13 protein-coding genes are annotated in these 13956 nt (G+C 37.8%); 2 read left to right on the top strand and 11 right to left on the bottom strand.

Going from position 1 to position 13956, the window contains the following annotated elements; translation table 11 throughout:
* Positions 1 to 12: 12 nt before the first annotated feature.
* The 10 genes from ACFSFY_RS09135 to ytxJ all read right to left on the bottom strand — a co-directional run bounded on the left by ACFSFY_RS09135 (position 13) and on the right by ytxJ (position 10494).
* Complete coding sequence (locus ACFSFY_RS09135) at positions 13 to 1101, bottom strand: LolA family protein (RefSeq protein WP_381537366.1); 1089 nt, start codon at positions 1099 to 1101, stop codon at positions 13 to 15.
* Complete coding sequence (locus tag ACFSFY_RS09130; protein WP_381537364.1) at positions 1098 to 2555, bottom strand: HAMP domain-containing sensor histidine kinase; 1458 nt, start codon at positions 2553 to 2555, stop codon at positions 1098 to 1100. The genes ACFSFY_RS09135 and ACFSFY_RS09130 overlap by 4 nt, the downstream gene beginning before the upstream one ends.
* Complete coding sequence (locus ACFSFY_RS09125; protein ID WP_381537362.1) at positions 2552 to 3253, bottom strand: response regulator transcription factor; 702 nt, start codon at positions 3251 to 3253, stop codon at positions 2552 to 2554. The genes ACFSFY_RS09130 and ACFSFY_RS09125 overlap by 4 nt, the downstream gene beginning before the upstream one ends.
* Before the next feature lie 217 nt (positions 3254 to 3470).
* Complete coding sequence (locus ACFSFY_RS09120; protein WP_381537360.1) at positions 3471 to 4058, bottom strand: GNAT family N-acetyltransferase; 588 nt, start codon at positions 4056 to 4058, stop codon at positions 3471 to 3473.
* 223 nt (positions 4059 to 4281) lie between these two features.
* On the bottom strand, positions 4282 to 5136 hold the full coding sequence (locus ACFSFY_RS09115; RefSeq protein ID WP_381537358.1) for a methyl-accepting chemotaxis protein: 855 nt from the start codon (positions 5134 to 5136) through the stop codon (positions 4282 to 4284).
* Between the two features lie 18 nt (positions 5137 to 5154).
* Complete coding sequence (locus ACFSFY_RS09110) at positions 5155 to 6612, bottom strand: aldehyde dehydrogenase family protein (RefSeq protein ID WP_381537356.1); 1458 nt, start codon at positions 6610 to 6612, stop codon at positions 5155 to 5157.
* Between the two features lie 535 nt (positions 6613 to 7147).
* Positions 7148 to 8119: a tRNA dihydrouridine synthase gene (locus ACFSFY_RS09105; protein WP_381537549.1), complete on the bottom strand. Its 972-nt coding sequence runs from the start codon at positions 8117 to 8119 to the stop codon at positions 7148 to 7150.
* Positions 8120 to 8401: 282 nt separating this feature from the next.
* Positions 8402 to 8962, bottom strand: coding sequence for a cupin domain-containing protein (locus ACFSFY_RS09100; RefSeq protein WP_381537354.1), 561 nt, complete (start codon positions 8960 to 8962; stop codon positions 8402 to 8404).
* Positions 8963 to 9148: 186 nt separating this feature from the next.
* Positions 9149 to 9997 (bottom strand): metallophosphoesterase, encoded by an 849-nt coding sequence (locus ACFSFY_RS09095; RefSeq protein WP_381537352.1) that lies wholly within the window; start codon positions 9995 to 9997, stop codon positions 9149 to 9151.
* A gap of 170 nt (positions 9998 to 10167) precedes the next feature.
* Entirely contained in the window at positions 10168 to 10494 is a 327-nt protein-coding gene (ytxJ, locus tag ACFSFY_RS09090; RefSeq protein ID WP_381537350.1) for a bacillithiol system redox-active protein YtxJ, read from the bottom strand.
* Positions 10495 to 10891: 397 nt separating this feature from the next.
* Between ytxJ and ACFSFY_RS09085 the strand changes: the two genes are divergently transcribed.
* Positions 10892 to 12298 (top strand): MDR family MFS transporter, encoded by a 1407-nt coding sequence (locus ACFSFY_RS09085; RefSeq protein ID WP_381537347.1) that lies wholly within the window; start codon positions 10892 to 10894, stop codon positions 12296 to 12298.
* A 102-nt stretch (positions 12299 to 12400) separates the two neighbouring features.
* Here ACFSFY_RS09085 and thiD read toward each other — a convergent pair whose 3' ends face one another.
* Positions 12401 to 13237 (bottom strand): bifunctional hydroxymethylpyrimidine kinase/phosphomethylpyrimidine kinase, encoded by an 837-nt coding sequence (thiD, locus tag ACFSFY_RS09080; protein ID WP_381537345.1) that lies wholly within the window; start codon positions 13235 to 13237, stop codon positions 12401 to 12403.
* Positions 13238 to 13511: 274 nt separating this feature from the next.
* On the opposite strand from thiD, the gene ACFSFY_RS09075 reads away from it, so the two are divergent.
* Positions 13512 to 13949 carry a LytTR family DNA-binding domain-containing protein gene (locus tag ACFSFY_RS09075; RefSeq protein ID WP_381537547.1) on the top strand — a complete coding sequence of 146 codons (438 nt, stop codon included), beginning with the start codon at positions 13512 to 13514 and terminating at the stop codon, positions 13947 to 13949.
* The last annotated feature ends 7 nt before the right edge of the window (positions 13950 to 13956 follow it).

The raw sequence follows: 13956 nt of genomic DNA, 5'->3' as shown, positions 1-13956 counted from the left end.
TTTGATTTTCCTTCATTCGACCAACTTCATATCATCCAAATACTTCACGACTTCGTCAATTTCGATCATTGGGTTTTCAAGAATCACACTATACCGCAAGCCAGCTTCTTCCCAATTCAACAACCTAAAATCGCCACTTTCTAACTTAGAGCCTTTTTGTCCGCGAATAACGATTTCATCCTCATTAGGCATTTCATCCAATGACTCCATATCCGGCGTTTCTCTAAACACTGTAACCGAGAATGCTGGAATGTCGTTTTGCATGTAGTCGAATGAAAACTCGGGACGCTCTTCCAAAACTTCATAAAAAGTTATTGTTGATAACTTTAGATCATTAGATTCTGGAACTTGATAGTATGCACCAAGTGCCTCTTGAACCTGTTCCTTCGTTGCTTCTTTTGGAGCAATGCTCTCCGAATCAATCGCCTCTACTGTTGCTCCTTCTGGGATGTCAAAAACGAACACATTCTTATTTAAATCATGTTGAAAATCGATTTTCGTATATTCCTGTGTGAGGACTAACTGCTCGCTTTTGGAAACAGATTTTAGAACCATCCATGTTTTCTTATCAACCCATAATTCTTGATCACCAAACAATGTATTGGTGTCTTTCACTTTGGCACTGATATGATACGTATCACGTCCTGCAATTTTTTCATCACCAACTATCGAAAGTTCATGCGAATCTTTGATCATTTCCAACATTTTTTCAGCTTGTTGGCGAGGAGATTGTCCACTTATTTGATGCAGATCTACTTCGGACATATCCATGATTTGTACGCTATTACTTGCCTTGTCATACATCGTAATATTTAAGCCGTTATTGACAACGACCATGTGTTCAGGGCCTTCTACCGATGTCATTTCAATTCGTCGTTCACCTTCTTTTGATACCCATTCTTTAGCTGTATAGTCGCCCTCGTCATCGTTTGACTGAAGTGTAAATTCACCGTAGTACGACATTGGAGTATCAGTTTCCTTCAATGCAGTATTGATAACTTCTTGTGGAGAAAACTCACCTTCCCCTGAATTACACGCAGCAACCCCAACCGCGAAAAACAGCAAGACACAAATAGCTATTGTAGGTTTTATCCATTTCATGATAGGTACTCCCCTTTCAACTCCGGCAGCCAGCAAATGATCGCAGTTCCAAGTCCCTTACTAGAAACCATCTGTACCATGCCGCCGTGTTTTTCCATAATTTGTTTTGTAATGCTCAATCCTAAACCTGTTCCTCGTTCTCCGGCTTTTGACCGCGCCTGATCAGCTTGGAACTGCGGTTCGAATACACGTTTCAGGTCCTCTTCGGAAAGTCCGTATCCTGAGTTTTGTACTATCAAATACATACCATCTTTCTGTGTAAGTACCTCTTTCACACTTTCAAAACACCATTCCGGCGTATTTCCCACATTCATAGTTGCAAGTTCGATTCTTCCGCCGCGATGCGAATGCGTAATTGCATTTGACATAATATTATCCACAACGCGCATAAGTTGTTTTGTGTTTACCGAATAATTTCCAATTGCAGCACTTTCCACGACTAACACAATAGACTTCTCATCACATAATGTTTCATAGCCGGAGACAAGCATGTCGAAGAACTCTTCACCATCCACAGTGACAAACTCCATCTCATACGTACTGGATTGCAACAGTGTATACATCAAAAGGTCATCCAACATCAGTTTCATATAATTCGATTTTGTAATGATGACTTCCCGATATTCCTGTTGTTCTTTATCAGTCAACGTCACCGACTGCAAAGCCTCTGCGTAGGCCCGAATGGAAGTGAGTGGTGTTTTCAAATCATGTGAAATGCTCGCAATCATAAACTCCTTCTGTCGATGTTCATCATTAAGTTTCCGGTTTGCCGCTTCAAGGTCCCGTCTCATCATTTCGAAACTCTCGGCAAGTTCACCAATTTCATCTTTACGCGTTGGCATTGGTAGTACTTGCTCTCCTTTTGCAAACGAATCCATATGACCCATCAATAGATGAAGCGGCCTATTTAACTTCCGATTGACTAGGAATGTCATTCCAATGAACAATGCTATGAAAAACACTGAAAAAAGTACGATTACTAGCAAGGACCGTCGCTCCACACCAGACACCCATTCATCACGAAGCAATTCAATCTCATACACACCAACAAGTACCCCTTTAAAAAACACAGGTTCTTTGTATGTAATAGTCCCAAACTTCTGCCGCAACTCATAAAATTCTTTATATAGTTTCTCTTTTGGAATAAAAGATATAGGTGTTTGTTTCATTGGATTGGAGGAATATAACATGAAACCGATATCGGTATAAAGTGTAATTGATAACCGGTCATTTGCAATCTGCTCAACCTCTGTCCAATCACCATTTGGCCGATAAATCGATGGTTCCTTTAGAACATCTTGCACTGCAGTCAATTCGGCTAAATTATCCATATACTCGGCGACGTTACGGTCATCATGATAAGAATTGATCCACACGAATAAACCGTATGCTGCTAGTAACGGCAAAAACATGATAATGAAATACGATAGCAACAACCATGTTTTAATTTTCATTCCAACTCACCGATGAAACGATAGCCCTTGCCCCAAACGGTTTGTATGAAATGTGGCTTCTTAACAGGGTCCTCTAACTTTTCACGCAAAGCCTTTATATGTACAGTTACTGTATGTGCATCACCAAGTTCTGGTTGTTGCCACACATGGCGATACAATTCACTTTTAGAAAAAACGCGTTCCGGATTTTGAGCAAGTAGCTTCAGCAGTTCAAACTCTTTTAAGGTCAGTGATAGTTCTTTATCTTTCGAAAAAACTCGGTTTTGTTGCCACTCAATCTTTAGTCCACAAACATATTCCGCTCTCTCTACCTGTTCTTCGATACCGTTATATCGCCGCCATCTCCTCAACTGTGAAGCAACGCGTGCTTTTAGCTCCGCTAGACTAAAAGGCTTTGCAAGATAGTCATCCGCACCAATTTCTAGCCCCTCTACCTTGTCCGCATCTTCTTTTCGCGCACTGATCATAATAATCGGTATATTACTTTTCCATCGGATATTCTGGCACAATGTGATACCATCCATCTCGGGTAACATCCAATCGACAACCACCAAATCATAACTTGCTTTTTGGAAATCATCCCAACCCTCTAGTCCCGTTGTCGCCCATGTAACTACATAACCTTCCTGACGCAATGTATCTCGGACAATACGTGCAATATCCACGTCATCCTCCACAAGTAATATCTGTTCACACATTACAATTCCTCCTAATCACACTAACACCATTTTTGCGATATCTTCTAAACTTTATAAATGCTTTATAATCATCCTACCATTTATCTTTGGGAATAAAAAAAGACCCGCTGGAATGGTAGCGAATCAGATTTATCTGCTTAAAAGAGCGTAAATAAAGAACATCAGTGATTTGTACATATATATTGAAGTTTGCATCAATGGAATCTGTACACAGTTATTATTTATGGGCTTCTTCTAAAATTAACTCAATGCTTTTTTTCACTTCCGGCCACTCTTCTTTAATTACACTAAACATTACGGTATGGCGAATCGTTCCGTTTACCCGAATGATATGATTGCGAAGTATTCCTTCTTTTTTTGCACCAATCCTCTTGATTGCTTGTTGGGAGCGAATATTCTCATGATCTGTTTTCAGTTGCACACGGTTCAAATGTAATTCCTCAAAACAATGTTTGAACAGCAAATACTTGCATTCAGTGTTAACTGGTGTTCGCCAAAACTTAGGATTAAGCCAAGTGTTTCCGATTTCCAACCGTTGATGGGCCAAATTGATATCCATAAATCGTGTCGATCCGATGATCTTATTAGTTTCATTATGAATAATGACGAAGGGATACTCACTTCCTTGTTCTTTTGCGTTTAGAGCTGCATTAATGTAACTTTCCATGTCTTTTTGAGTTTCCATTCGATTCATCATATGAGCCCAAATTCGCTCGTCTTGAGCAACTTCATAGAGATCATGAGCATCGCTTTTTGTCATCTCTCTTAGCGTGACTTGCTTTCCTTTCAATAAAATCTCTTTCATCCTCATCGCCTCCTTTGTTCCAATTATAAACTCAATTTCAGTTTATAATTATACCTGTATCAACTACATTTATGAACAGACTTATAGGACAGAGTATCACAAAAACCATTTCGCTCCCACGGTTATAGAATCTAGATTATAACGTAATTCTCTCGGTTCACAAAAGACCTTACCAAATAAATAGTAAGGTCTTTTCATCTGTATTTAAAACCGATTTTATAGTTTATTTAACGGAGCGAGTGCTATCAGCCATTTTGGAAAGATTGTGTGCATTACGGCTAATTTCCTGAACAGTCGCGGAAATTTCCTGAATAGTTGCCGCTTGATTGGTCGTTACTTCATTGATGGCGGCGAAAGATTCATTTAGCTCCATTATAGAATTACTAATACTTTTTGTTACATGATCAATTTGCGAGACGTTTTCTTTAGAGTTCGCTGCTAGTTTTCGGATTTCATTTGATACAACGGAAAAGCCTCTTCCATGGTCGCCGGCTCTTGCCGCTTCTATTGCTGCATTTAAACCAAGTAAATTAATTTGATCTGAAATACCGCGAACAACAGTGGAAATTTTTCCGATTTCTGAAGCCCCTGCCGTCACTTGAGAAATAACATCTGAAGCACTTTCCACTTGACCCGCTAACTTTGTAACAGAGGAAGCGATATCGTCGAGTGAAGCTGCAGTTTCTTCTACAATTGCCGAAAGGCTTTCCGCGACCACAAATAAATCATTTGATTTTTCAAGGCTTGTTCCTACGCCAACTCCGCCAATTACTTTTCCTGTTTCATCTTGAAGCGGAATGGCCCTAGCAATCAGAGGAAAGCCGAAAAGTTCTTTTGGGACCAATGCACTTTTATTACGATTTTCACGAAGTGCATTTGTCACAATATCACCTGGAAGTAAAGGATCGCCTTTCTGAACATTTAATGCAAAAGTTTTTCCTGGTATATTTAACAGCAATTTATTTGTATCATAAATGCCAATGGTAATATCATCTTGAATTAATTCGTTCAAATAAGGAGCAATTTTAATAAATGCATCTAGAATTTCTTCACTTGTATCTCTTTTCGCTATGTTCAAAGTATTCTCCTCTTTTCATTAGTATGGAAATTGTCGTTGACCATAGCTTACAGAAATCCACTTCATCGTTGTAAATTCATCTAGACTCCATTGGCCATTTAATCGTCCGATTCCTGACTGTCCTTCTCCGCCAAACGCTACGATTGGTTCATCATGTATCGTAATATCATTGATATGAATCATTCCTGTATGAATCTTCTTCGCCATTTCTACACCGGTTTCTACGTTTGCAGTATGGATTGCCCCGCTCAGACCAAAACGTGTATCGTTGGCAATATCAATTGCTTCTTGTTTATTTTTAAAAGACATAACACATACGACAGGTCCAAATAATTCTTCTTGAGCAATTGTCATTTCTGGTGTTACATTACCAATTATTGTTGGCTCCATTAAGTTAGATTCGATGGCTCCTTGTAAAATAATAGAAGCGCCTTGTGTAATACTTTCCTCGATCAACAATCCTAAATTACCAGCCTGACGTTCGTTCACCACAGGGCCAATAACTGTTTCTAAATCTCTTGGATCGCCGACCTTCAATGAAGATACTTTTTGTTTATACTTTTCAGTAAACTCATCATAAACGTCTTCATGTACGAGGATACGATTCGCTGACATACAAATTTGGCCTGAATGAGTAAACCGGCTGAAAGTTGCAGTTATAACAGCATAGTCGATATCCGCGTCTTCCATTACGATAAATGCACTATTACCTCCCAATTCAAGAATCGGCTTCTTAAAGTTCTTCATAGCAACTTGTCCAATATGGCTCCCTACCTTTGTAGAGCCAGTAAATGAAATAATTCGAGGAATCGGATGTTCTATGAAAGCATCCCCGATTTCATGTATATCCGTAACAACCACGTTTAAAAGACCTGCTGGTAAACCTGCTTCTTCAAATATTTTTGCAATTAATGTGCCTCCCATAACCGGTGTTTCTTCATGCGGTTTAAGCACAACACCATTTCCTGCACCAAGCGCAGGTGCTACAGATTTCATGGATAGAAAGAACGGGAAATTGAACGGACTAATAACTCCAACAACACCAACGGGAATACGATACAGCCTGTTTTCCTTCTGATCCTCGATGGAAGGTAGAATTTTCCCTTCCATTCTTAATGGAAACGTCGCTGATTCTTTAATTATATTCTTAACGAGCCCAATTTCAAACGCCGCTTTTAGTCTTGTAGCACCCAGTTCATTAATAATCAACTCTGTAATTTCTTCTTCATGATTTTCAATATATGTAACGGCTTTTTCTAGAATGGCTCTTTTTTTATATGCATTTACTTTCTCCCACTCTTTTTGAGCCTCAAAAGATGCTTGATATGCATGATCAATATCTTTTGTTGTCGCCATAGCAATTGTGGATAAAATCTCTCCATTATAAGGATTGATGTTTGTAAGATGCTTTCTACTTGCTCCGTCTTTCCAAATTCCGTTTATAAACTGTTTGCTTAGTGATTGAATGGTTAGCATGACTTTCCTCCTGAATGATATATTTTATTCACACCGCCACATTTAGACTATCGGCTTATGTCTATAATACTTTAGATTAAGTATATAAAATAGTTTATTCTAAAGAAAAAATCATTTTCACCCATATAATTATAGTGTTTTTTGCTTTTTTTTGTAAAAAACAATTGTGTTTGTTATTACAATCTTTTTTGTTCTCAAAACGGGAACAATTTTGATTTGTATTGTATGCACTGGCGCGATTCATTTAATACCTAATGGCAATTGCAGAACTAAGTGTAAAATGATAAAAAAACACTCCCCAAAATCCGATATAATAAGTGTTGAAAAACACAGATTACCAGATTGGAAAAATGCTTTACACATATTATACGGTATGAAATCCTGATTGACATCCCAGCATTATTCGACTTAGAATCTACCCATTGAATAAATTTGATTTTGTCAGGATAACTGAGTAATAAAATCTTGTGAATAAATCGTGTGATACGCAAGATCGAAGTACAGCAGACCTAACGGACGAACTCTGTCAATTCGTTCAACTATTTTTTGATTGCTCGAATTCACAGAGCATTGCTCGAACTTCATCTGTCGTTTCTGTACTCATCAGCTGATTTCTCAATTCTCCAGCTCCTGAGAACTCGCGAACATAAATTTTGAAAAAACGACGAAGTGGTTTGAATGGAAGTGGCTCTAATTCAATTGAATATTTATCATGAAGATCTAGCTGCAATCTTAAGAGATTGAGCAATTCCTCACTGCTATGTTCTCTCGGTTCTTTTTCAAAGGCGAAAGGATTTTTAAATATACCTCGTCCAATCATAATACCGTCGACACCATATTTTTCAACGAGCTCCATTCCTGTTTTACGATCAGGAATATCTCCATTGATTGTTAATAGTGTATTTGGCGCAATTTCATCACGGAGCTTCTTGATTTCTGGAATCAGCTCCCAATGTGCATCCGCAACGCTCATTTCCTTTTTTGTACGAAGATGAATGGATAGATTTGCGATGTCTTGTTCCAATATGTGCGTCAACCAACCACGCCACTCGTCTAAACTTGTGTAACCAAGCCTAGTCTTCACACTTATGGGCAATCCTCCAGCTTTTGCAGCTTGTATAATTTCCGCAGCACTGTCTGGGTAACGAATGAGTCCGCTTCCCTTACCTTTTGCTGCCACATTTGGCACAGGGCATCCCATATTAATATCGACACCTTTAAATCCTTGTTTCGCCATACCAATACTCATTTCACGAAAGTGTTCGGGTTTATTTCCCCATATGTGAGCCACCATAGGTTGTTCATCTTCTGTAAAGGTCAAGCGACCACGAACACTAAAAATCCCTTCTGGATGACAATAACTTTCAGTATTCGTAAACTCTGTAAAAAAAACATCCGGGCTTGCTGCAGCAGCTACAACATGACGAAACACAATGTTCGTGACATCTTCCATCGGTGCTAATATAAAAAATGGTCGTGGTAAATCAAGCCAAAAATTATCCTTCACTTTCAAATTCAATTCCTCTCTTTATAGGATGCAAGGTTAATCCTTCATCCGAAAACACTTAAATTGTTTTTATTTTAGATCACACAATTAGTCCAAATAAAAAAACACTTTCATAATATATCTATACTTTCAACAACAGTAACTATTTTACATGACTACAGCAGAAGTGGAAAGAGGCAAGTCCTTACAAGCCTAACTTTTCAAATTTTGGCTTAATAAAGAATAGACACATATCCAGTATATCAGGATATGTGCCTTGTTGTTTTAAACTTTTAGCTGTCTTCAATTACCTCCAGCTGCAATATCATCCGCTTTTGTATTATGAATCGTCCCAAATGGATGTTCAGGTGGGGCATAGATCGAATAAAGCTTAAGTGGAATATTTCCAATGTTGGTTAGGTTATGCCAGATACCAGCAGGCACGAAAATTGCAGAGTCATCAAATACATGTCTTACAAAACTTAAATCATCTTTATCCTTTCCCATTTGAACAAGTCCCTGACCCTCTTCAATACGAAGAAATTGATCTGCATCAGAATGTAACTCTAAGCCCACATCTTCCCCAACATTAATACTCATCAAGGTAATCTGCAGGTTATCTCCAGTCCATATGGCGGTACGAAAAGTATTGTTTTGTCGTGACGCTTGATTAATATTAACTACAAAAGGTTCCTTTCCCTGATCCAGTGACACGTCTCCTGTATTGCTTTGGATGTTTGGATACGTTGTATAATAATTTGCATCCCTTCCATTCGACATAGCCCAATGACCAGGAACAGGCATATTTCCATAATTACACATCGGTACAACATAATAAAGATGCGGATTGTAATAATTATTCATTTTGCAACTCCTCCAAGTAATAATAGTTTAAACATCATATGTTTTACATACCTAAAGGGTTAATATAATGATTTAACATAAAGCTTTGCCATTATCGTGCTCTATAATAAATTTAATTTCTAAATTTATGGCGAATAAAATAAAAAGTATTAACTTCCTCAACTAACCCCCTATAGTACTAGTAGGTTAATTGTTCACTGCTTTCAATGTGACCGCCACAATCTCCGGTCGATTGAATAGTCTTAAGGGTATAATACTGTTCCCTAGTCCTCTACTGACTATCATGACAGTATGACCCAGTTCATGTTTCCCGGCGGTATAGTTTGGTAAAAACCCTTGGTTCGGCGCGACTAAACCACCGATAAAGGGAAGTCTTACCTGTCCGCCGTGTGCATGACCAGCAAAAACCATATCAAACCCAGATTCAGCATAGAGTGTTAGCAGTTCTGGGCGATGAGTTAAAAGAATGGAAAAAGTGTGTTCTTCAAGTTCCTCTTTTAACATTCCAATGTCTCCCTCTACTATCTCTACATCTGACCAACCACTCCCGTCATGTGCGGGATCGTCGATTCCAGAAATACTAATTTTGTCATTTCCTATTGCTATGGTGTCATGTTCATTTCTTAAAACTTGCACCCCTAAATCATTTAATGATTGTTCCAACGAACTGAACGCTCCAGACCACCATTCATGATTTCCCGAAACATAATACACTGGAGCAATGGCCGTCAGTTCCTCCATTAAAATCAGACTCGCATCATCACCCACCCTGTTGGAATCGATAAGATCTCCGGTAAACACAATAATATCTGGATGAAGTCCGTTGACTTTTCTAATGAGAGGTTGCTGATTTTCCCCGAATTCTTTACTATGTAAATCAGACAAATGTACAATTTTAAATTGATCAAAACCAACAGGAAGGTTTTCTAACGGAACAACCGTCTGACTTGTGGAAATCGAATTGTTTTGAAACCAAATAAAACATCCTAAAGTCACAATCATAAAGAGTAGATATAGCAACCTCTTTCTTAACATTGCATCAATTCCTATCTAACTGTTTTAGTTATTCTCCGCTTAATAAACTCTATATTTATAAGAACGTGATCGTGCCGCTCATGCCATGTCGAATTTATGATCCTACATTTTAATTCTTCAGATGCTTGAATTCGCTTGTAGGACTTTTTCGGCGCTCATGTACAAAACCCTTAACAATACATTTCAATTGCTTCCGTTACAATCGTGTTTTTAATGTGATAATGGGTCGCTTGCCAAATTGCTTTTCCATCTTTTAAAATCAAGAGTTGTGGTGATTCGTGTTTTACGTTTAAATCACTTTCAATGGCTTTTGAAACTTTATTATCCATCTGCACAATGACTACATATATTGGCAAATCCGTTACTAATGTTTGTAATTCTTTTTTTGCCGACAAACTACTGAAACAGGTCATACTTATTTTAAAGAGAAGAAAAGGTTGCTCCGTAGAATAGTTCAATAATGACTGCCATTCTACTATCGATTTAATGCGCTTCATTGCATTTCCTCCAATCTTCAGAGTTCAAATCCATCTAATGGTCTTTTTTTGTACTTATTTTTATTATACGGACGTTGCAATAAAATAGGAAATGAATAATAAAGAAGTAATTAGATATTTTTAATAATCTTCAATTCCTTTTTTAAATTCTCATTAAAGTTCGTATTCAGTAGTCTTTAACATCAATATAATTTTTCTATCTAGGGATATAGGATATATTACAGTGATTTCTTGAATGATTTGCTAAAAACTGTTAAATTGGTACTTCGATGTCAATTGAACAAACTGATTTTCTTGTTCAGCATAAAGTATAGATTTTTTACGCTTTTGTTTAGTATTCAATGACAATGGTAATAGTTTCAGCAAATATAAACTGAATTGAGGTGTTGCAATTCCGATGGCGAACTCACAAACATTTGAACTCAAAAAGAATATTCCATTGATGGTCGTTTTGTTATCGGGTGCGTTTCTTACGATTCTAAACCAAACCCTTCTTGCAACGGCTTTGCCCCCTATTATGAAGGACTTGTCTGTTTCCGAAAGTACTGTTCAGTGGCTGCAGTCGATTTTTATGCTCGTTAACGGAATTATGATTCCAATTACAGCATTTTTAATTGGTAAATTTACAACACGTAAATTATTTTTGACCGCAATGTCCATTTTTGCTTTTGGAACGCTCATCGCCGCGGTTTCCCCTAATTTCCAGTTTTTATTAATAGGGAGGGTTTTTCAAGGTGCGGGCGCAGGTATTATGATGCCACTATTACAAACGATCATGTTCCTACTGTTCCCGATTGAACAACGAGGAAAAGCAATGGGTATGTTTGGGCTCGTTATTGCATTTGCACCGGCTATTGGACCGACTTTATCGGGCTATCTTGTAGATCATTTCGCATGGAGAAGTGTCTTTTATGTTGTCTTACCAATCGCTCTCATAATTATTATTGCAGCCTCTATATTACTCAAAAACGTAACAGAGCTCACCAATCCCAAAATGGATTACCTTTCTATCGTTCTTTCCACACTAGGGTTTGGTGGCCTTCTCTACGGATTTAGTATTGCGGGTAATACCGGATGGCTTCACATGAACGTTTGGGTCGCTCTAATTATTGGATCGATTACCCTCTTTTTATTCATTAAAAGACAGTTAAAATTGGATGAACCAATACTTGAATTTCGTGTCTTCAAGTATAGAATTTTCGGCTTGGCAACTGGACTTGGTATGATTGTATTTGCCTCTATGATTGCAACAACTGTTATCCTACCTATCTTCATGCAAAACCTACTGGGATTCAGCGCTTTTCATTCGGGTCTTATGCTCTTACCAGGAGCGATTGTCATGGGTATTATGAATCCAGTATCTGGCGCGCTTTTTGATAAATATGGAGCAAAATGGTTGTTACGTATTGGATTTATCATATTAACAGTTACAACTTTCATGTTTGCTTATCTCTCGCAAGAAACGACCTTCACACATTTGGCTATCTTGAATGCAGTTCGAATGATGGGCATTGCGATGGTTATGATGCCGTCTACTACGCTTGGTTTGAATGAACTACCAAATCACTTGATTTCTCACGGTACCGCCATGAACAACACATTTCGTCAGATTTCAGGTGCAGTTGGGACAGCGGTTCTTGTCGCCATAACCATTACGGCGGCCTCAGATAATGAGTCGATTTCAGGTGCTATAGAGGGGGTCAATGTCGCCTTTCGCGTTGCTGGATACATTGCATTATTCGGACTACTGTTGTCATTGATGGTTAAGGATCCAAAAGTAATCAAAAAACCTAGTGAATCTTAATAAGAGAAATCTCCCACACTATTTTAGTGTGGGAGATTTCTTTTATATGAATTTTGTTTCTCAATTAATTTCAGCTTGTTATTACATCAATATTTTATTTCCCTATTTTTCAGTTTTGACTATAGTAACCGTACAATCATCTTCACTAAACTTTCCGTAAGCCGCATGATATGTTGGCCCAACGCCATCTTTAAAACTAAGCGAATAGCGTATTGCCGCTGTAATGAACTTTTTCGCCTCAATTACTGATTCAGGTACGGTAAGACCTTTGGCGAGCCCGGCTGTAATCGCTGCAGAATATGTGCATCCTGCACCGTTCGTATTCACTGTGTCGATTCGAGGTGCTTCCAATAAGTAAAATTGTTCCCCGTCATACAACACGTCTATTGCAGGACCCACTAATCGACCGCCTTTAACAAGTACGTACTTCGGACCAAGTTCGCGCAATTTTTTTGCCGCTACTTTTAAATCCTCTACTGAGTTCAATTCCATATTACCTAATAAGTAAGATGCTTCGGGCATATTTGGCGTAATGATTGTTGCAAGTGGTAGTAATTCCATTTTCATAGCCGTCATTGCATCTTCCTGTAGTAATGCGGATCCCATCTTGCCTATCATAACCGGGTCTACAACAATATTTGTCAGATTGGATTTTGCAATCCAGTCTGCGACGTAACTAATCACTTCTTTTGTGAATAGCATTCCTGTCTTCAAAGCGTCTATCCCAATGTCTTTATCTATTGTATATAATTGAGCTTCAATTGCTTCAAGTGTTTGAGGAAAGATCCCCGTACCAGTTTTTTCACTACTCGCAACAATGGCTGTAATCACAGAAGTACCAAATACATCATATTCTTGAAATGTTTTTAAATCTGCTTGAATCCCCGCACCGCCACGGGCTGCGGAACCAGCTATTGTAAGTGCACGTTGAATCATCATACTTCTCAATTCCTTTCATATCTAAAGTTCCAATAATGTTGTATTTTATGTATTTCTATTCTTTTTCAGTGTAACGTAAAAAGAATCGCTGTTGAAAGGTCAATTATCTATTATTTAAAAGGGTCAGACCTAATCCCGTTTCTTTTCACACATAAAGTATGTCCTTATGTATCTTGACTTGTGTCCTATGCAGCTTACTTTAGAAATCTTGTTCCTGTTACGAGCTAATGATACTATTTAGACAATATGAAACAAGTAAAAGGGTGTGTGACTTATTCGCTTATCAATTAAAGAATCTGATGAACACAAAGATATTGAAATTATTATTCATTGTCCAAAAATAGATGATCGTCTTTCTCAACTCATCGAACTCATTCAACAACATGATATCCATTTAATCGGTAAAAATCAGAAACGAATACAATCCATTCCAGTCAAAGACTTATTGTACATTGAATCCGTTGACAACAACTCATTTCTTTATACACTAACAAATGAGTTTGAAAGTAATTTAAAGCTATATGAAATCGAAAAAATAGTAAAAAACACGCGTTTTATCCGTATAAGTAAAAATTTAATTGTCAATATTTCGCAGATTCAAAGCGTGCGGGCATTGTTCAACGGAAGATTTGAAGCTTTATTAGTAAACGGAGAAAAAGTAATTGTAAATCGTCATTATGTAAAATCATTTAAAGAAAAGTTTTTGAATTGAGGTGGGA

Source organism: Sporosarcina siberiensis, assembly GCF_042681925.1.
Taxonomy (GTDB): domain Bacteria; phylum Bacillota; class Bacilli; order Bacillales_A; family Planococcaceae; genus Sporosarcina; species Sporosarcina siberiensis.
Note: the sequence above shows the minus strand (reverse complement) of the source record. Positions and strands in the feature narration are given on the sequence as shown.

Excerpts from the sequence above, each read along its gene's own strand:
- ACFSFY_RS09110 (WP_381537356.1), bottom strand. The coding sequence starts at position 6,612 with ATGCTAACCATTCAATCACTAAGCAAACAGTTTATAAACGGAATTTGG.
- ACFSFY_RS09135 (WP_381537366.1), bottom strand. The coding sequence starts at position 1,101 with ATGAAATGGATAAAACCTACAATAGCTATTTGTGTCTTGCTGTTTTTC.
- ytxJ (WP_381537350.1), bottom strand. The coding sequence starts at position 10,494 with ATGAAGCGCATTAAATCGATAGTAGAATGGCAGTCATTATTGAACTAT.
- ACFSFY_RS09130 (WP_381537364.1), bottom strand. The coding sequence starts at position 2,555 with ATGAAAATTAAAACATGGTTGTTGCTATCGTATTTCATTATCATGTTT.
- ACFSFY_RS09100 (WP_381537354.1), bottom strand. The coding sequence starts at position 8,962 with ATGAATAATTATTACAATCCGCATCTTTATTATGTTGTACCGATGTGT.
- ACFSFY_RS09120 (WP_381537360.1), bottom strand. The coding sequence starts at position 4,058 with ATGAAAGAGATTTTATTGAAAGGAAAGCAAGTCACGCTAAGAGAGATG.
- thiD (WP_381537345.1), bottom strand. The coding sequence starts at position 13,237 with ATGATGATTCAACGTGCACTTACAATAGCTGGTTCCGCAGCCCGTGGC.
- ACFSFY_RS09095 (WP_381537352.1), bottom strand. The coding sequence starts at position 9,997 with ATGTTAAGAAAGAGGTTGCTATATCTACTCTTTATGATTGTGACTTTA.
- ACFSFY_RS09085 (WP_381537347.1), top strand. The coding sequence starts at position 10,892 with ATGGCGAACTCACAAACATTTGAACTCAAAAAGAATATTCCATTGATG.
- ACFSFY_RS09125 (WP_381537362.1), bottom strand. The coding sequence starts at position 3,253 with ATGTGTGAACAGATATTACTTGTGGAGGATGACGTGGATATTGCACGT.